The sequence below is a fragment of the Sphingobacterium suaedae genome (genome assembly GCF_042684625.1).
In the GTDB taxonomy this organism is placed as follows: domain Bacteria; phylum Bacteroidota; class Bacteroidia; order Sphingobacteriales; family Sphingobacteriaceae; genus Sphingobacterium; species Sphingobacterium suaedae.
In genome coordinates, this window is record NZ_JBHULR010000003.1 from 563,970 (window position 1) to 580,192 (window position 16,223).

20 protein-coding genes are annotated in these 16,223 nt (G+C 46.7%); 3 read left to right on the forward strand and 17 right to left on the reverse strand.

What is annotated here, in order from left to right:
• The first annotated feature begins 76 nt into the window (after positions 1-76).
• The gene (locus tag ACFSR5_RS05875) at positions 77-637 is read left to right on the forward strand and encodes a DUF6624 domain-containing protein (RefSeq protein WP_380901671.1); all 561 of its coding nucleotides are present in this window, start codon (positions 77-79) and stop codon (positions 635-637) included.
• Between the two features lie 44 nt (positions 638-681).
• Here ACFSR5_RS05875 and ACFSR5_RS05880 read toward each other — a convergent pair whose 3' ends face one another.
• The 7 genes from ACFSR5_RS05880 to ACFSR5_RS05910 form a co-directional block, all read right to left on the reverse strand.
• A complete protein-coding gene (locus ACFSR5_RS05880; RefSeq protein ID WP_380901673.1) occupies positions 682-1,233 on the reverse strand; it encodes a dihydrofolate reductase family protein in 552 nt (183 codons plus the stop codon).
• A 65-nt stretch (positions 1,234-1,298) separates the two neighbouring features.
• Positions 1,299-2,030 carry a helix-turn-helix domain-containing protein gene (locus ACFSR5_RS05885; RefSeq protein ID WP_380901675.1) on the reverse strand — a complete coding sequence of 244 codons (732 nt, stop codon included), beginning with the start codon at positions 2,028-2,030 and terminating at the stop codon, positions 1,299-1,301.
• Between the two features lie 280 nt (positions 2,031-2,310).
• Positions 2,311-2,631, reverse strand: a complete 321-nt coding sequence (locus ACFSR5_RS05890) for a hypothetical protein (protein WP_380901677.1) — start codon at positions 2,629-2,631, stop codon at positions 2,311-2,313.
• Positions 2,631-3,218 carry a DUF4142 domain-containing protein gene (locus tag ACFSR5_RS05895; RefSeq protein ID WP_380901679.1) on the reverse strand — a complete coding sequence of 196 codons (588 nt, stop codon included), beginning with the start codon at positions 3,216-3,218 and terminating at the stop codon, positions 2,631-2,633. The genes ACFSR5_RS05890 and ACFSR5_RS05895 overlap by 1 nt, the downstream gene beginning before the upstream one ends.
• Positions 3,219-3,505: 287 nt before the next feature.
• Positions 3,506-4,060, reverse strand: coding sequence for a DKNYY domain-containing protein (locus ACFSR5_RS05900; RefSeq protein WP_380901681.1), 555 nt, complete (start codon positions 4,058-4,060; stop codon positions 3,506-3,508).
• Positions 4,061-4,311: 251 nt separating this feature from the next.
• Positions 4,312-6,069 (reverse strand): M60 family metallopeptidase, encoded by a 1,758-nt coding sequence (locus tag ACFSR5_RS05905; RefSeq protein ID WP_380901683.1) that lies wholly within the window; start codon positions 6,067-6,069, stop codon positions 4,312-4,314.
• Between the two features lie 287 nt (positions 6,070-6,356).
• A complete protein-coding gene (locus ACFSR5_RS05910; protein WP_380901685.1) occupies positions 6,357-7,193 on the reverse strand; it encodes a universal stress protein in 837 nt (278 codons plus the stop codon).
• 357 nt (positions 7,194-7,550) lie between these two features.
• Between ACFSR5_RS05910 and ACFSR5_RS05915 the strand changes: the two genes are divergently transcribed.
• Entirely contained in the window at positions 7,551-8,087 is a 537-nt protein-coding gene (locus ACFSR5_RS05915) for a glycosyl-4,4'-diaponeurosporenoate acyltransferase CrtO family protein (protein WP_380901687.1), read from the forward strand.
• A 21-nt stretch (positions 8,088-8,108) separates the two neighbouring features.
• On the opposite strand, the gene ACFSR5_RS05920 is transcribed toward ACFSR5_RS05915, so the two are convergent.
• The 9 genes from ACFSR5_RS05920 to ACFSR5_RS05960 form a co-directional block, all read right to left on the reverse strand.
• Positions 8,109-8,300 (reverse strand): hypothetical protein, encoded by a 192-nt coding sequence (locus ACFSR5_RS05920; protein ID WP_380901689.1) that lies wholly within the window; start codon positions 8,298-8,300, stop codon positions 8,109-8,111.
• A 2-nt stretch (positions 8,301-8,302) separates the two neighbouring features.
• Positions 8,303-9,463, reverse strand: coding sequence for a PepSY-associated TM helix domain-containing protein (locus tag ACFSR5_RS05925; RefSeq protein ID WP_380901691.1), 1,161 nt, complete (start codon positions 9,461-9,463; stop codon positions 8,303-8,305).
• Positions 9,464-9,698: 235 nt separating this feature from the next.
• A complete protein-coding gene (locus ACFSR5_RS05930; protein ID WP_380901693.1) occupies positions 9,699-10,229 on the reverse strand; it encodes a YceI family protein in 531 nt (176 codons plus the stop codon).
• A gap of 25 nt (positions 10,230-10,254) precedes the next feature.
• Entirely contained in the window at positions 10,255-11,133 is an 879-nt protein-coding gene (locus tag ACFSR5_RS05935; protein WP_380901695.1) for a pirin family protein, read from the reverse strand.
• A 265-nt stretch (positions 11,134-11,398) separates the two neighbouring features.
• Positions 11,399-11,989, reverse strand: a complete 591-nt coding sequence (locus ACFSR5_RS05940; RefSeq protein WP_380901697.1) for a Crp/Fnr family transcriptional regulator — start codon at positions 11,987-11,989, stop codon at positions 11,399-11,401.
• A 4-nt stretch (positions 11,990-11,993) separates the two neighbouring features.
• Complete coding sequence (locus tag ACFSR5_RS05945) at positions 11,994-12,302, reverse strand: hypothetical protein (RefSeq protein WP_380901699.1); 309 nt, start codon at positions 12,300-12,302, stop codon at positions 11,994-11,996.
• A gap of 1 nt (position 12,303) precedes the next feature.
• On the reverse strand, positions 12,304-12,924 hold the full coding sequence (locus ACFSR5_RS05950) for an alpha/beta hydrolase (RefSeq protein ID WP_380901701.1): 621 nt from the start codon (positions 12,922-12,924) through the stop codon (positions 12,304-12,306).
• Between the two features lie 140 nt (positions 12,925-13,064).
• Positions 13,065-14,000, reverse strand: coding sequence for a ring-cleaving dioxygenase (locus tag ACFSR5_RS05955; protein ID WP_380901703.1), 936 nt, complete (start codon positions 13,998-14,000; stop codon positions 13,065-13,067).
• Between the two features lie 232 nt (positions 14,001-14,232).
• Positions 14,233-14,577: a hypothetical protein gene (locus tag ACFSR5_RS05960; protein WP_380901705.1), complete on the reverse strand. Its 345-nt coding sequence runs from the start codon at positions 14,575-14,577 to the stop codon at positions 14,233-14,235.
• A gap of 91 nt (positions 14,578-14,668) precedes the next feature.
• Between ACFSR5_RS05960 and ACFSR5_RS05965 the strand changes: the two genes are divergently transcribed.
• Complete coding sequence (locus ACFSR5_RS05965; protein ID WP_380901707.1) at positions 14,669-15,478, forward strand: inorganic diphosphatase; 810 nt, start codon at positions 14,669-14,671, stop codon at positions 15,476-15,478.
• 21 nt (positions 15,479-15,499) lie between these two features.
• Here ACFSR5_RS05965 and ACFSR5_RS05970 read toward each other — a convergent pair whose 3' ends face one another.
• On the reverse strand, positions 15,500-16,030 hold the full coding sequence (locus ACFSR5_RS05970; protein ID WP_380901709.1) for an RNA polymerase sigma factor: 531 nt from the start codon (positions 16,028-16,030) through the stop codon (positions 15,500-15,502).
• Positions 16,031-16,223 lie beyond the last annotated feature (193 nt).

The window sequence follows — 16,223 nt, forward strand, 5'->3', positions numbered from 1 at the left end:
TTTGTAACACATTGGAAATCCATACATTTGTAGCTGGTACAGATCAGCAATTCCTGTACGGCATTTTCGAAGATATATGCACGATCACATCGCCCAAAAACTGATTCAGATGGCAGCGCATGACTTGCAGGTACGCGAGCGGCTTGCCAAAGCCAATAAACTGGAAGGAGGTTATGCTCCGGAGATGGAACAAGTGCATCGCAAAAACGCGATGCAACTACACGAAATCATTGCAAAGATCGGCTTCCCCACCATTTCAAAAGTGGGTATCGATGCCTATACCGCTGCATGGCTTATTGTTCAACATGCGATTGCCGAACCTGATTTTATGGTTCGTTCATACGCGCTCATGCGCCGCCATATCCAAGATGTTAGTCCCGCACACCTCGCATACCTCTACGACCGGATCCAATTTTTTCGGGGAAAGCCACAACGGTTCGGGACACAAAGGAACTCCGACGGGACGGTTTACCCCGTCAGGAATAAAAGACAATTGAATGCATGGAGACGAAAGTCTTTGCTCCCCGAACTCTCCACAGCAGAAATAAACGCCATCCTTCCCGTATCAGAATTGGTACGTATACATGATCAGGATAGCACCTACGTGAAATGGCGAAAAGATGTCGGCTGGTCGTGAAGCCGTTCGGAGGACAGCGTCACTGACGCTTAAAGCAGCACGTTTCAGGAAAGCCGTACGGGTTCGTAGGTAAGCTCAACCACACCAGACCGGAACACCCGCGTATCCAGAAGCCGTAGATTGACACGTTTTTCCAAGGCCTCAAAAAGTGGTTTTCCACCGCCGAGTGCGACCGGATGTATGGAGATTTTGTACACATCGATGAGGTTATGGTGAATAAATGTTTTGACCAGATCGGCGCCACCGTACAACCAGATATCCTTCCCGGGTTGTGCTTTCAACTCGGTTACTTGTCTAAGAATATCACTTGTAATAAACACGGCATTTTCGTCGACACGATGCTGACGGGAAAACACATATTTTTGTTTGGCATGAATTTCTGCCCATAATTTTTTTTCAGCGGCATCACCGTCGTCTCCCGGTTGATAATTTCCCCAAAGATCGTAGCTTATTCGCCCATAAAATAAGCTGTCAACGCTGTTCAAGAAAGCTTCGAAGTCCATCTCTTCGTCTAAAATACACCAATCTATTTCACCCTGAGGCCCTTCGATAAACCCGTCTAAACTCACGGCTAGATTTAAAATAACGTTTTTCATCTTTTTCGTATATACCACAAAAGTAACGCTTTACGGGCGTCTCACTTTGGAAAAATACGACAAAATTAAAATTCGGAAGGATTATTTCCGGTCAGGCGCTTCACTTCATTGGTCAGGTGTGCCTGATCGTAATATCCACTTAAAAATGCGATCTCTGAAAGGCTCTTTCGCTCGGGTTGCTGCAACGCCTGTAAAGCACGCTGAAAGCGCACGATGTTTATGTATTCCTTCGGTGTCATCCCGACGTACCGGCTAAAATATCGCTCAAGTTGTCGTATCGTCACATGATTTCGCTTCGCCAGTTCACCGACACGAACAACCGCACCGGCTTGTTGGATATCGTTTAGGACGGTTTGTAGAAATCCATCCTGCGGCGACAAGCGTTCCAAAAAAAAACGGTTTAAGTAGCTATACGGTTCCTTATGGAGCAATGCTGTTTTAAGAGAGTTGCTTCGTTCGAGCAACACCGTTTTATCGGCGATTTCGCGTTGATCTGCATAGGTAAAAAAATGAGAGAAAGCGCCAGGTTTCAGGCATACCCCGACCAAATGCGTCCGTTCCTCCACGAAGCTCTCTTTAAAATTTTTCGCACTCCCCACGACATACGTGCGCCCTTGGTCCATAACTAACGCGCCGCTATCGGTAGGACAGGATGCACCCATATTCACCACCACACCAGGGCACCCGTCCGGAAAAATCCGTTCCCATTGCCGATCGTTCGCCTCTCCAGTCAACTCCCAAAACGAATGGATAAACGACTGTAAACCAGCCGTAGGAATTGTTTCTTTATACTTCATGTGTCGTAGCTCATGTATGTCAGTACCGCCACAGCAGGCAATCCAACAAATATACGATTATCGGTCAATACGCTAGTCGATGCCTACGTGTGAGTCATCAACATGCGGGGAGGCTCCGTGCACCTTCCAACCAATTAGGTCATCATGTCGATTAGTCCGACGGCTACCACTACGATTACGACACAGATCAGCAAGGCTGAAAGCACTACTAAAACATCTTTATTATTTCCTATCATATCCCTATATATCCTTAACTGAACGTATGTCTGTTAAAAAAGTTTTATCCATCTGTGTCCTTCTCACTCACCCGGAAAATCAAATCTTGAATACGTGTCTTAATTCGGCCAGGTAAGCTTTCGAACGCGGCATGATCCAACTTAAGCACCACCCGGCCGCCCTCGCTCGTTTCATAAAAATACGATCGAAGACTCCCCTTCCCGGACTCGGTGCTTCGGAAGTAAAAACCATATTCGTCGTCTACGATACGAATGATGTAGGCAAGCTGTTCTTCATTAATATGTAACAAATCCATGGCAACTGTATTATATATCTCCCCGGTCATCGACAGCGATCGCGGTTCGACGTGCATTGTATCATCCATCACTTCAGTTGCGCTTGAATCGCTTTGATACGTTCTAGATGAACTTTTACAATAGGCGCGGTTTTTTCCGCGAAGGCCCGAAGCTGTTCGTCCACCATATTTTTCGCGCCCTCTTGCATTAATGCGTACGTCTTTTCATGGCCGTCCACCATGGCCGCCACATACGCTTTATCGAATTCAGCTCCCGATTTAGACAGTAAGTCGTCTCGTATATTCGCATGTTTTAGATCTAACGCTGTTGGCAGCATGATCTTTTTATCACTGGCAATTTTTTGGAGCTCTTCGTTGGCTTTTCCATGATCCTTAACCATCATGTCGGCAAAATCCTTTACTTGTTGCTCATCGGCCTTTTCCAGAGCCAATTGACCCAATTCTACTTCTGCCAAACCGCTGAGGGCGGCTTCCGTCGCAAACGTCGTGTCACCGGCATTTGGTACTACAACCATAGTCGACGTATCTCTGTCGACGGTGGCGGAGCTCGCGAGAGAATCCGTGCCGTCTCCCTTTCTTTCGGTCTGGCTATTGCAGGCCGTTAGGCTGCCAAACAGGCAGGAAAGGGTTACCCAATAAAGTGCTTGCTTTTTCATCGTGTTTTCCGTTTAAATGCCCATTCTTCCCAGTTTGTGTATGGACGGAACATAGGGCGTAGTTTTACCGAAGAACACCGCTGCTCCTGTTTAGTTTTCCAGAAACCTATTCCAACGCACGTCTTTTTCCAAAAAGGTACGCATATTTCTCATCCAGACCATACCCCAGATCATCCCTGATCTCAAAACGAAAACCGTCAAGATCTTTTGTTTTGATACGCTTAAACAAAGGCGCTATGGTATTTATGTAATATGCATAGATCTTATCCTTCGCATAATAGGTATGATCACGCTCCCGGTAGTAACCGCCCGTGAAACAATTCCAAAAAATGAAACGTCGCCGCATCGGCTTCTTCCACCACCTGCTCACGAAAGTACACGTGGTACTTGTCTTTGGCTACGTTTTTTACGCGATTGCCATACAAGACTTCAAACGATGCCACATCAGCATTGATGACCTCTCGCGTGAAGCCAAAGTAAATCGTTTGATCGACCCGCTGATAATAGGGAGACAATGCTTGATACGCATCGAAACGGTGCGGCAACTTTTCGTCGAAAACATAATCGTTTACTCCTGATCGACTCCAGCCATTTTCAAAATCCAACAGATGGAAATCCGCTGGGTCGGCGTCAGGGAGTACGGCAAAGCGATTCATGTAGCTTTCCACATACACTGCTTGCTTGTCCCGAAAATAATGGCATGTGGATCCATTACTCTGCACGATCTCCAAGCTTTCGAAATCCATATCCGCATAAAACTTTTGATATACTTTCCGATCAAAATGCAGGATGAATGTATTGTCGACGACAAAAAAATGATGACCTAATGCTCTTCTACTCATACGTGTACACAGGATACCCTTGCATTGGCGATATAATCTACTAACCATTACGATGCCAAAAAATGAAAATACCGTGGGTTATCCGTATTCCACTCCGAAGACAATCCGCATAAAAACGGATCGGCATGGTACATCAAGATGCGACCATTCATCTGCCTATAGACCCGCCGTGTTTCGTTGGGCAAGCAGATTACTCGTCGTAGCTCGCGTACAATGGCGATACGATTCGAAACTATACCGACCGATTGATGCTAGAATACGGCAACCTCAGCCATCGCAGCGTAGGGCGTACCGTCAAAGCCCGTTTTAAAAATCAATTTAAAATATCGAAAAGATTGTACGGCCGGAAGCGTTATAGTTTGAGAATTAGCATGATCTTGAAGCACATAATCTCCTATACTAGACCAGTTTGTGTTGTCCGAACTGATTTGAATCTCTACGTCCTTCACTTTTCGTTGGCCATTCCGTTGTGTTAGGGTAAATCCATGTACTGCTGTACTTTTTTTCATGTCAACGGACACAAAATGCGGGTAAGCCCCAGGATTGCTTGACCAGCTGGAGTGCCAATAGGTGTTCACATCGCCATCGATCAAGTTCGATGCACGTCCGTTTTCCGCAGCTGTCTCCTGAGAGCTATAACCTATGACCAGCCATTTATTTTCCCAGTCTGGATCATCGGTCTTTGTGCTCAGGTCATCGGCGGGTTCCGGTAGACCCAACGCGTCGATTTCTGCATATACGGAAGCATCCACCTTCAGTCCCCACTTTTGAAAGAAAGCGCCTAAGTTTTTACCGCTGATCGTACACGCTTTCAACATGAAATAACGCATCTTTTGCGCCGTAGTCGAAAAAGAAACCTGCTCTTCCCGAGTCTGCTTATGTAGATTTTGATAAAATGAATCACCAAAAGCCAACCACAACTGCTGAAACATCGCCAGCCGTACAAACAAACCTGTCGAAGCCCCATTAAAGTCCTTTTCCGCATACGGCTTTGCCAAGTACGGCATCACATCATACCATACGCCATCCCGCGTGAGCCGGCTCGTTGGTACACCCATTTTACGTTCGGCCGCCAGCGAATAGATGTTCACCGTTACTTCGCCAAGACCGTCCCATGTCCAGGCACCTTGTTGATGCATGTGGCCCAGCTCGTGCCAAGGCCCCCACCCGTTCGATCCAAAACCGTCCACGGTCAACACCGCGTTCATCACATCGGTATGGTACCACGTACGGTACCAAGTCGCAGCCATGTACGTATCTTGCTTATCTGTTTCGGTCATGATAATTTTATGCACATTGCGGGCATGCTGCGGCGTAGATTGATCAATACCACTAATTGCATATTCTGCTTTCGAAACTTCCTCTACCCGGGTTAAAAGCTCTTGCTGATCTTCAGAACGGTACGTCAGTGCCTTTGCCCGCGACGAAACAATGATATTTGTTCCATTTTCCAACAACACGTCGGGAGCTCCCGTCCAAGTATCCAGCATACGTTGCCACTGCCCGTTCGTCGTTTTTCCAAGGATAAAATGCGGAACGGGCGTATGACCTTGCCTAAATTCAATACGCACTTTGCCACTCGCTACACTCGCATCATTGGCATGGTAGCGGACAAAAAGTAGTCCGCCCTGAGCGTCGCCAGCGATCGTCTGTAAGCCCGTAGTCAGGTTAACCGACCTCGGATCCCAGCGCGCTTCATACCTGGAGTACGAACCAATCAATAACCGTGGAACACCAGTACCGGCTGCTTCCTGTTCGACATACAGTGTAAGGTCCGTATTCGGCGGAAGATATAATCCGGTACTCGTAAAATCAGACGCCGGATTCGACTGTCCTAACCGCTTGGCTTCTTTAGAACCCGACGGTTTTTCCAAAAAGGTTTGGATGGTATCATAGGATATCGCAAGACTGTCTTGCTGCACAGGTACAAGATTACCCGTTTGTTTTTGACAAGATATAAAAGACCCTGCAACACATGTTGCCACGAGGCATACCAAAAAATTTTTCATGTTTTTTTGCTGAATAAAAATGTTTTCAATGCTTAGAGTCTGTTTGCTTGTTTTTAGTTTTTAGGTGATCATAGGCATTTCGCTTACGACGTGTCAGGCCCTAGGATTCGGGATGCCTGTCTGGACCATATGACAGCGCATACCCGTGCCAATCAAGAAAGCCATTGCACGGAATTTCTGGTGTTCATCATTGGAAATTTAGTTTATAAATTAGTAGTATCTGTCTACGTATAAACAAAATATTTCCAGAAATGTTTAGTAAAATAAAAAAAATGGCCGCATGCTATCTAGACCGAAGGTGCGTGCAGGAGTAGCAACGGGACCCAGGTCCGTTCAGACAGATTTTTGCTCACACTTCGTCGAAATACCCGTTCTAGCCAGTTGTGGTTCTTAGGTACCGCCATTACTAAGCCAACGTGGTGGTCAACAGCAAATTTAGAAATTCCGTCTACCACGTCTTCCTCTTGAATATAATGATATTGCGGCGAAAAAACATCCAGTAGCTCATGCAGTTTATATTGTTCGGGAATCGTATCCGGATCCAATGCGCTGCCACCTGTCGCCACGTTCAGCACCAGCAGTCGGGCACCTAGGCTCCGTAGCCACCAATCGACCTCACCGGTAGGAACCGTACGATCAATACTATTTAATTCACAAGCAAACAATACATTATCAATCGACAGGAATACTGACCCTTTAGGTATAATCAACAAATTTACTGGGCATGTAGCAATCAAACGTGCGGTGTGGCTACCGATCCAGAATTTTTCCCACCCTGTCTTTCCGGTCTGCCCGACAACGACGAGCCCGACGGCCCATTGTTCGATCAGTTGTTTCATGCCAACATCCACGGGTAACTCATCGGCTAACGTGATCACCTCGACAGAGGGATCTAGGCGTTTTCGCAGCGCACGTTCCACTTCTTCTAATCCGCGAAGACTAAATTCCAGCAAATACGAACTGTCGGTCTCGGGCACGGGAATGTCCGTTGCGACCGGTACCTGGCCGTAGGAATGATAAATTATCAGGCGCTCCGCGCCTATCTGTTTGCCCAAATCGGCTGCATATGTAGCCGCATGCAGCGCCGTTTCCGAAAAATCTGTTAAAATAAGTATCGTTTTCATCGCTTCCTCTCCTTAAGTATTCGACCATAGGTTGCCTGTCTTATGGATTAGACAATCGATCAAAAGCGGATGAATCTCCTTGGATGGCATACGGCGTACAGCTCGTCATTTTCATGTTTGTTTACAAGAGCTTTTCTCCTACTTTGACCACAAACCTTCTACAGGTAGAACAAACGTATGGGCAAAGTGTTCAGGGCATCCGGTAAAAAAGAACATACGCTACCCGAAGCATGACCAATCCACAACACTCCGTCCTGTTTTTTAAAGGCGATTCCCCATAATAAACGTACAAACGGTAAACAAGCACATCCAACCATTCTTGACATTTCGTATATTTAACGTCGACAAACCATAACCATGAAGAAAGTCCTTATATTAGTTGCCATTGTGGCTCTTACGGGTATTTGCATCTACGCCCTTTCGTATTACTTGCCGTTGCAAAGCTTCTCCTTCGCGTTCAGCCTCAATTTTATGCTGATGGCCGGGATACTGCTGTTTACAGATACGTTGGCCCATCCCCTACAATCTCCGTACTTTAATGAACAACGTTGGGAACGCCATGGGGACGTCTATACCTCATTCGGAATTAATGGCTACAGAAAATTACTGCGGTGGACCGGATGGGAGAAACTCAACAAAAAATCGAAACCCGTCAATAAAACAATCCCGTCCTTAAATTACCTATACTATCGCACCAAACAGGATGAACTAGGACATCTGCTCATCTTCTTCGTTGTTTTGGGTTTTACACTCTTTGTGGCTTTCGTCCATGGGATACAAGCGGCTGTTTGGTTGTTTTCGCTTAATATCGTTCTCAACCTATATCCGATCATGCTACAACGGTATAACCGTCCCCGGTTGGCGAGGGTCATTCGTTTCGCGAATCGGCGATAACAACGTAGCGGGCATTCCCGATCAGATACGCTTGCTTTCTGCTCGGGCGATATAAAAGATAACCAGCACCACCACGCTTCCTAACAGACACCAAGACAACATATCCCAGAAACCGTCGCCTAACAGTGCCGAAAGCAAACCAATGATCGTGAGTATCCCCATCAAGAGAGGGATGCCCCACAAGCGCCGAAAAGCGTTTTGTGTGTTCTTCATTGTTATATCGTTGAAGCCGGCATATCGGTCCAATTTCCATCCAGCCACGCCAGCTGTGCTCTCGTTGCTTTCAGGCGGGCTATCCATAGATACAGACCAGTTATTAAAATAGCGATTGTTATTGCATCAAGGAGTGCCCAAATAATTTTTAGCGGCAGTCCCCCATAATCTCCAAAATGTAAGGGTTGCGAAAGAAACAAGGTATTGACGTACCAGGGCATATCGCGCATATCCGTGAGCTCGCCCGTTTTGGCGTCGATAAGCGCAGGTTTCAATAACTTCGCCGTCAATGGCGTATTTCCGTTCATGAATATCGCATAATGATGTTTGCTGGAAAACATCGTTCCCGGCATGGCTACCGTTCGCAACTGCATATCGGGAGCCGCAGCCATGGCAACTCTCGCAGCTTGGTCCAATGATGCCAGCGAGTCTGGATGCAAGGGGGCAGCATGCTGGTAGGGGGCGGTCATCTCAGCCAGCTGTCCCTGTTGCCAGAGACCGACCACGATATCGGATGTGGCCAAAATTGTTCCCGTCAGGCCAACAACCAGCGTCCAAAACAGCGCCACAATGCCCAGCAAATTATGCATATCCAACCATTTCAGCCTACGCGATTTGCCGGTGCGAATCATTCCGAAGTCAAACTTTTTCATTATCGGACCGTAGAGCACGACACCAGTTACAATCGATATCACAAACAAGATCCCCATCAAGCCGAGGAACAATTTACCGCCCAACCCCGCAAATAAATCCGTATGCAGACGCAGCATCACATACATAAACCCTTCCTGGTCATCGTGGTGCTGAGCCACCTGTCCGCTGTGAGCGTCCATTTCTACGATCGTATAATTGTCTGCCGGAGCCATCAGTGAATCCGATAAACTCAAAAACACCGCATCTGGATGGGCATCATCCCAGAAGATGAACCGCGTTACCTTATTTGGCTCGGCTACCTTAGCCTCGGTAAGGATCTTGTCCAGTGAGGCCCGATCCTGTGGAGAAGCTGCTTCTCCATGCCCGTGATGTTCCGTCCAATGTTCAATTTCCTCATGAAAGACTAAAGGCAGCCCCGTTACACACAAGAGCAACAAGAATACCGTACACAGGAGACTTGTCCATTTGTGCCACCAAAACCATCGTTTAGCGGATTTAACTGTTGCCATATGTGCGCTGTTTGTTCTTTTCTAATTTGATCCACCTGTTCGTTAGCGAAAGGCCTACATCTCTGCTTGTAAAGATATTTATTTATTTGGAATAAATCCAAATAAATAATAGACACCTATTTTATTCGCCCGAACAAAAAGGCATACGTTCTTCCGAATGCATGCCTTTTATTACGGTATAAAAAACTGTTTATCAGCTATTCATACAGATTGTATAAATTACATATTGACACTATTATTGCTTCACAAATTGTGCTTCTGCAATCAGTTTGATATCTTCGCCAACCAGTACACCCCCCGTTTCCAACGCCGCATTCCAGGTTAGTCCGAAATCCCTTCTATTGATCTTTCCTGCGATAGAAACGCCTATCTTCGTGTTTCCCCACGGATCTTTTAGCAAACCGCTGTACTCGACATCCAACGTAACCGGACGTGTCGTATCCTTAATGGTCAGTTCCCCAGTCACCCGGAACTGTCCCTCGTTCACCTTGTCGATCGCTGTACTGATAAATCCAATCTTTGGAAAACGTTCCACATCAAAGAAATCTGCACTTCGCAGATGGTTGTCTCGATCGACATGGTTACTGTCGATGGAATTTACGTCGGCTCCGAACGAAATGTGCGCGCTTTCGAACTGATCGTCTTCCATTTCCACGGTCGCCTGAAACCTGTTAAATTTGCCAGAAACGTTGGTAAACATCATATGTTTCACCTTGAAACCGATTTCCGAATGTGTGGGGTCGATGACCCAAATTGATTTTGCCATGGTTATATTCTTTTTATGGTGTACATTATGGTAAGGTCATGGGAACATCCATGATTAAGATTTCCGTCTCCGACTGTAAGGTTTTTATAGGCAGCTCTGTGATCTCCCATACACCGAATCCATCTCGCTCGCCGAGATGCTGGCCTTCGACGCTTACTTCTCCGCGGATCAGAAATAAATATAGACCATTACCCGGCTTCTTCGTCGTATACACGACCTCCATACCAGCGTCGAAGGTCCCGAGATGGAACCACGCATCCTGATGTATCCAAACACCTTCATCCGACGGATCGGGCGATAAAATTTGCTGAAATGTATTGTGCTTCTTTTCCACATCGATGGTCCGCTGATCATAGCGTGGCGCCACGTTGCGTTTATTGGGGTATACCCAGATTTGTAAAAATTTCACAGGGCGATCGGCATGTTTATTAAATTCCGCATGCATAATTCCCGTACCGGCACTCATCACTTGAATATCTCCCTTGCGAATGACCGCCACATTCCCCATACTGTCCTCGTGTTTTAGGTCTCCTTCCAACGGTATACTGATAATTTCCATGTTGTCATGCGGATGCCGGCCGAATCCTTTGCCCCCGTCCACCTGATCGTCGTTCAGTACCCGCAGCACGCCGAAATGCATACGTTCTGGGTTATGATAATTTCCAAAACTGAACGTATGGCGGCTAAGTAGCCAACCGTGATCTGCTTTTCCTCGCGAATCCGCTGGATGAAGCACCGAATGATCGGCCAAGTTCAGAAGTGGATCCTGCGTATGTGGATAATCCATGGGCTCCAAGGGCTCAATCTCATCGATCTCATTTTTCATCGTATTTGCTCGCGACGCTGCCGCAGTGAACATCCCTGTTCCGAGCAACCCTTTTTTCAAGAAGTCTTTTCTGTCCATCGTGATGTTGATTTGATACAAAAGTAGCGCACACAACATTCCTGCACATTGAACTAGTTTAAGAAAATACCGTGCATGCTAACTTGGACAAACTCCAGAAGTAGGTTGCCATAGACCCCGATAAAGCAAAAGGCACGTGTTAAAAACCCGTGCCAGCAACTGTCGACAAAGCACGCTACTACAAGCGTACAGGTTGTGCCCCGATAAATCAATGGAAAGGGCGGCCAAGGCACGTGTTGAAAACCCGTTCCAGGAACCGCACCACTTATGTATTTTTATCCTTCCTGCTGAGTCGCTTTCGGATCGTACTGACAAATTCCGGTGATACGCCTAAATACGAGGCAATATAGTACTGCGCCACCCGTTGTGCTATCGTTGGATACCTGTCTACAAATTCAAGATAACGTTCTGCGGCCGGTTTAGAAATGGTGTTAATGAGCCGGTTCTGCAACGTAGACAGACGACGTTGCACCAACATGCGGAATACCCGTTCGAACGATGGCACCCGTTCGAGCAAATGATCTTTGGTTTGTGGCGACAGCATAAAAATCTCACAATCTTCCAGCGTCTCCATATACAGTACCGAGGGGGTCTGATCGTGAAAAGATGCGATATCACTGATCCACCAATCTTCCACTGCAAAGGTCAAGGTCACTTCAAAGCCGTTTTCGTCCAGGTAGTATATCCGTACACAGCCTTTTTCAATGTAGCCTTCAAATTGGCAGATCTCCCCTGCGCGTAGCAGCACCGTCTTTTTCGGAACCATGCGATGTTGCAGGAGATCGGTAAACAGCCGGGTCTCGTCTGCAGTCAGTGTGATACACTTGGACACATTATGCACAATATTGTCAAACATATAGCTACGGATTAATACATTCTGGGAAGTGCGCGTATATTTCATTTTTAAGTAAACCGCTGCCTCCGCCGTAGTGCTGGATCACCCGGATTTCGCTATTTACTGATAACGCATAGGCCTTGATGTCTACTTCTGTCTGTTCCGGCAGTCCTGCACTCAACAGGATAACATCAACCCGATTATGCTGCAATACCTCCGCCAGCTGGGTTTCCTCCGACAGGACCAACGCCTGCCATCCATTGTTTTCGATGAGTCGTTTCAGCGTATCCAATATTTCCTGGTGTTTTCCAATGATCAAAAAGTTCAATTGCATATCATCTAAAAATAAGTCGGTTTGCCAGATCAATTTCTTCCTGCAAGATCGTATGCCCCGCATGCTCGTATATCTTTTCAGTCACGTCCGCATGTAGTCCGCGCAAAATCTCGGCCGATTCGTGCACCCGCATTTGTGGAACATGAAAATCAGGATGGCTTGTTGCTAACAGGATAGGCATCTGTCCAAAATCCCCATGGTACCGTTCCTGTTGGATCGTCTCACCGATCAAACCACCGATAATCGCTGCTGCTCCACCGTATTTCCGGGCATTTCGGGCTAAAAATTCCAGTGTTAAACAAGCGCCTTGCGAGAAGCCAAAAAAATAAATATGTTCCGTATCTATCCCCGCATCCAAAATCTGCTGCACAGTTTGTTCCATTACCTGCAACGCAGCGGTCAACCAAGGCTCGTTTTGAATCGTCGGCACCATAAACGAGTGCGGATACCAACTGTTATTTGTCGCTTGAGGTGCGAGTACCGCGTAACCATCCACCGAGAGGTGCGGAGCCAAGCGGACAATATCCACGGCGCTACCTCCACGGCCGTGCACCATCACAAGTGCTTTCGTGGCCTTATTTAACTCTTCTCCCGTTTTTAAGAGGTCAAATGTATGTTTCATTTTGCTTCATGTCTTATCTATTCGTCTATCCTTGCTTAAGGATAGTGCACTAAATTATTTGTCCTGGCCGTTTCCATATGGCCACTCCCAATCAACACAGGCCCTTGGCCTTTCTTGCAGGACAACCACCTTCCGTCCGATCAGAAAGACAAGGGCGGTAGAGCCTTTTCGATGTCTGCGCGTATACCTTCATATTGCTTAGGCAATTTCAATTGGCTGCCCAGCTGGGCTTTGGACTCATCCCGCATAAACCCAGGGTTGTCCGTTGCAATCTCGAATAATACTCCTCCTGGCTCCCTAAAATATAACGAATAAAAATAATCCCGGTCGATTTTAGGCGTGATTTGCAGTCCTGCAGCCAATACCTTTTCCCGATATTCCATTAATACCTGATCGTCGTGGACGCGGAAAGCAATATGATGATTGGTACCAGCCGCATTATATCCATTTTTTGCTGCCGGATCCTCGATCAAGTCGACCAAATTCGCCGTACCGATCGCGTTCGTTACCAACCGTATCCGCCGACCATTCTGCTGCTCAACCCGATAGCCCAAAATATCCGTCAGTACCCTCGTCGTAGCGTCCGCCTGTTTCACCGTCAATGCCACGTGATGAAATCCCCTTAACGCCACCTCATGGCCGATTGTTGATATCGTCCAAGGTGCTCGGTTATCTACCGTCTTGGCCTCTATCACCTGTAAATTTAAGCCATCTGGATCGGTAAATGAAAGCATTTGTTCTCCAAAAAGTTCGCCCTCTTCGGTCGATACCCCCGCCCCTTGCAGGTGCTCCTTCCAAAAAGCCAGACTTCCCTGCGGAACAGCATACCCAATATGGGTTGCCATTCCAGCCCCAGATCGACCTTTTCCGATACCTTCCCACGGAAAGAAGGTCAAAATCGTACCCGGTTCCCCCACTTCATTGCCGTAATAAAAGTGATACGTACCCGGATCATCAAAATTGACCGTCTTTTTTACCAGACGTAAACCAAGTACGCCCGTATAAAAATCCAGATTTCTTTTTGCCGAGCTTGCAATCGCGGTAATATGATGCAAACCTGTTACCCTATTTTCCATGTCGTTCTAATTTTAAGCTAAATTACGGCCGATTGCCAAAAAATTCATTGAACTAGTTCAATAAAAACGATGTGCGGAAATTTAATTGCAAGAGCAAGCACCATCCGGTCTGAAAATAGGATCGCCCCGATATCGGTTCGTGATCCGGGACCGGCAAGGCGACGATCCGCTACGCGTAGTCTGAGTCCTTATATCCTATGCTGTTTCCTAAATCGACGTACCTCCTCATCAGCTATTGCTTCAGGTCCGCCGTATCGGCGTACAGAGACCGTTCATCAAGTAGGCCGTAATGACGGGTTCCTGTGGCGTCCATTGTCGAACCAAAATAACGGACGAAAACACACGCTTCGTGTTTTGGATTGCTTTCAAAAAAATATTTGACCACCCACAACAGATCCTGCTGCGCGTCATATTGCACAGATACGCCGCCGCACTCCCCATAGATATCCCGCACGTGGTTTCGAAGAAAAAGAAAGGCCGAGGCCTCATCGTTGTAGGTAAATTCCGCTTTCATCCGTTCTTTTTCGCTAAAATAATAGAATAGCGCCCAACGCCCCAACAGTGTGACGTAAATCACCTTTTTCCTACATTTCCCGTGCGGAACGCAATCGACGCGAAACCAAATTCCGCAAGCGCCGTTATCTTCTAAATAAATCGGACACCTATACATGGAAATCTATCAAACGATTGTAGAAACCCCAGCCCGGAGTAACCAAAAATATCAGTACGATCGGGCACATCAGACATTGCGACTTGTCAAGATGTTGCCGCAGGGCATGCACTTCCCCTTTGATTTCGGCTACTTTCCGAATACCCATGCCGACGACGGAGATCCTGTCGATGTTCTGCTGCTGTCGGAGTGTTCAACCTTTCCTGGATGCGCAGTAGACGTGCGCATTGTCGGCGCGTTGGTTATGGAGCAATCGCCCGAGCCCCATACAGCACCCACTATGCGCAATGATCGATTTATAGCTGTACCGGTAGCTTCCGCGGCCTACAAACATATACACTCCGTTAGTGACTTACCCGACGGCCTCCTTGCCCAGCTCATCGCCTTCTTCCAACAGTATTTAGCACTTGAAGAGAAACAGGTGAAACTCGTCCATGTGCTGGAATCGTCCATGGCGAAACAGCTCCATCAACAGTATGTCGTAGAAGCGTCTCAAAATTTTCTCTATGAATTATTCATTCCCCTTCAGGCACCAGATAGACAGCCCTTCCCCAGGACGCACTTCAGCGACCTACGGGACGAGTTAATCACCCGCTTTGGCGGCTTAACCATTTACCAACGAACCCCCGTCAAAGGGATATGGGAAAACCCTTCCCATGTACGTGAAGGCGACGACCTGATTATTTATGAGGTGATGACCACCGAGGAATGCATCCGATATTGGCAGGAGTTAAAAAGAAAATTAGAACAGGTTTTCCAGCAGACTGATATCTTGATTCGTCAACGTACACTGAAACGTATACAGTGACAACAAAGCCAAAGGGCTGCATTACGCAGCCCAGCCTTTATGTTTGTTGCTGTATACAGCCAATTGTTTTTGTAAGAATTTACGCGTGTAGTGGATGCGTGTTTTTATCGTACCCTCCGGCATATTAAATTCCTCCGCCAGTTCACGGTATTTGTAACCATCCATAAAACGCATGAAAAGATCGTAATAATCTTTTGGTAGCTTCTTCATTGCCGACTGAATGTCATTCATGACAAAGCGCCCTTCGGCACGATTATCCACGGCTGGTTCTGAACATCCATCCACTTGGTAGCTGGCCTTTTGGTGATCTTCGAACCGGTATTGCTTCTGGCTGCGCCGATAGTTGTTAATATACACATTCTTCATGATCACATACAGCCAAGCAACGAGTTTAGGATTGTTAAAAAACTTATCGATGTACTTGACCGATCGTACAAGCGCCTCCTGAACAAGTTCTTCAATCTCTTCCGGATCCTTTGTAAATTTAAAAGCAATGTTTTTTAAAATCTGTTGATTCTTCGCAAGTTCCAAGTTTAATTCTCTGCTTTCCATAGTTTTGATGTTTAATGTTGTCGATGTACGTTCTTTCTTACAAAAACGATGCAAGTAGTGCCTATATTTTAGTCCCTAAAGAGCACTTGGAAGGCACTGCGCGAATTACTTAGCCGTCTGGGTATTTTCCTGACTCTTGAATTAAAAGGCTATTCCAACGTTAACCGCACTATCCATTCCTCATGTACCAAAA

What these genes read in the sequence shown, in the direction of transcription:
- ACFSR5_RS05950 (WP_380901701.1), bottom strand. Translation starts at nt 12,924, where the DNA reads ATGAAACATACATTTGACCTCTTAAAAACGGGAGAAGAGTTAAATAAG.
- ACFSR5_RS05965 (WP_380901707.1), top strand. Translation starts at nt 14,669, where the DNA reads ATGGAAATCTATCAAACGATTGTAGAAACCCCAGCCCGGAGTAACCAA.
- ACFSR5_RS05890 (WP_380901677.1), bottom strand. Translation starts at nt 2,631, where the DNA reads ATGGATGATACAATGCACGTCGAACCGCGATCGCTGTCGATGACCGGG.
- ACFSR5_RS05910 (WP_380901685.1), bottom strand. Translation starts at nt 7,193, where the DNA reads ATGAAAACGATACTTATTTTAACAGATTTTTCGGAAACGGCGCTGCAT.
- ACFSR5_RS05940 (WP_380901697.1), bottom strand. Translation starts at nt 11,989, where the DNA reads ATGTTTGACAATATTGTGCATAATGTGTCCAAGTGTATCACACTGACT.
- ACFSR5_RS05935 (WP_380901695.1), bottom strand. Translation starts at nt 11,133, where the DNA reads ATGGACAGAAAAGACTTCTTGAAAAAAGGGTTGCTCGGAACAGGGATG.
- ACFSR5_RS05955 (WP_380901703.1), bottom strand. Translation starts at nt 14,000, where the DNA reads ATGGAAAATAGGGTAACAGGTTTGCATCATATTACCGCGATTGCAAGC.
- ACFSR5_RS05915 (WP_380901687.1), top strand. Translation starts at nt 7,551, where the DNA reads ATGAAGAAAGTCCTTATATTAGTTGCCATTGTGGCTCTTACGGGTATT.
- ACFSR5_RS05920 (WP_380901689.1), bottom strand. Translation starts at nt 8,300, where the DNA reads ATGAAGAACACACAAAACGCTTTTCGGCGCTTGTGGGGCATCCCTCTC.
- ACFSR5_RS05880 (WP_380901673.1), bottom strand. Translation starts at nt 1,233, where the DNA reads ATGAAAAACGTTATTTTAAATCTAGCCGTGAGTTTAGACGGGTTTATC.
- ACFSR5_RS05970 (WP_380901709.1), bottom strand. Translation starts at nt 16,030, where the DNA reads ATGGAAAGCAGAGAATTAAACTTGGAACTTGCGAAGAATCAACAGATT.
- ACFSR5_RS05895 (WP_380901679.1), bottom strand. Translation starts at nt 3,218, where the DNA reads ATGAAAAAGCAAGCACTTTATTGGGTAACCCTTTCCTGCCTGTTTGGC.
- ACFSR5_RS05900 (WP_380901681.1), bottom strand. Translation starts at nt 4,060, where the DNA reads ATGAGTAGAAGAGCATTAGGTCATCATTTTTTTGTCGTCGACAATACA.
- ACFSR5_RS05885 (WP_380901675.1), bottom strand. Translation starts at nt 2,030, where the DNA reads ATGAAGTATAAAGAAACAATTCCTACGGCTGGTTTACAGTCGTTTATC.
- ACFSR5_RS05930 (WP_380901693.1), bottom strand. Translation starts at nt 10,229, where the DNA reads ATGGCAAAATCAATTTGGGTCATCGACCCCACACATTCGGAAATCGGT.
- ACFSR5_RS05925 (WP_380901691.1), bottom strand. Translation starts at nt 9,463, where the DNA reads ATGGCAACAGTTAAATCCGCTAAACGATGGTTTTGGTGGCACAAATGG.
- ACFSR5_RS05875 (WP_380901671.1), top strand. Translation starts at nt 77, where the DNA reads ATGCACGATCACATCGCCCAAAAACTGATTCAGATGGCAGCGCATGAC.
- ACFSR5_RS05945 (WP_380901699.1), bottom strand. Translation starts at nt 12,302, where the DNA reads ATGCAATTGAACTTTTTGATCATTGGAAAACACCAGGAAATATTGGAT.
- ACFSR5_RS05905 (WP_380901683.1), bottom strand. Translation starts at nt 6,069, where the DNA reads ATGAAAAATTTTTTGGTATGCCTCGTGGCAACATGTGTTGCAGGGTCT.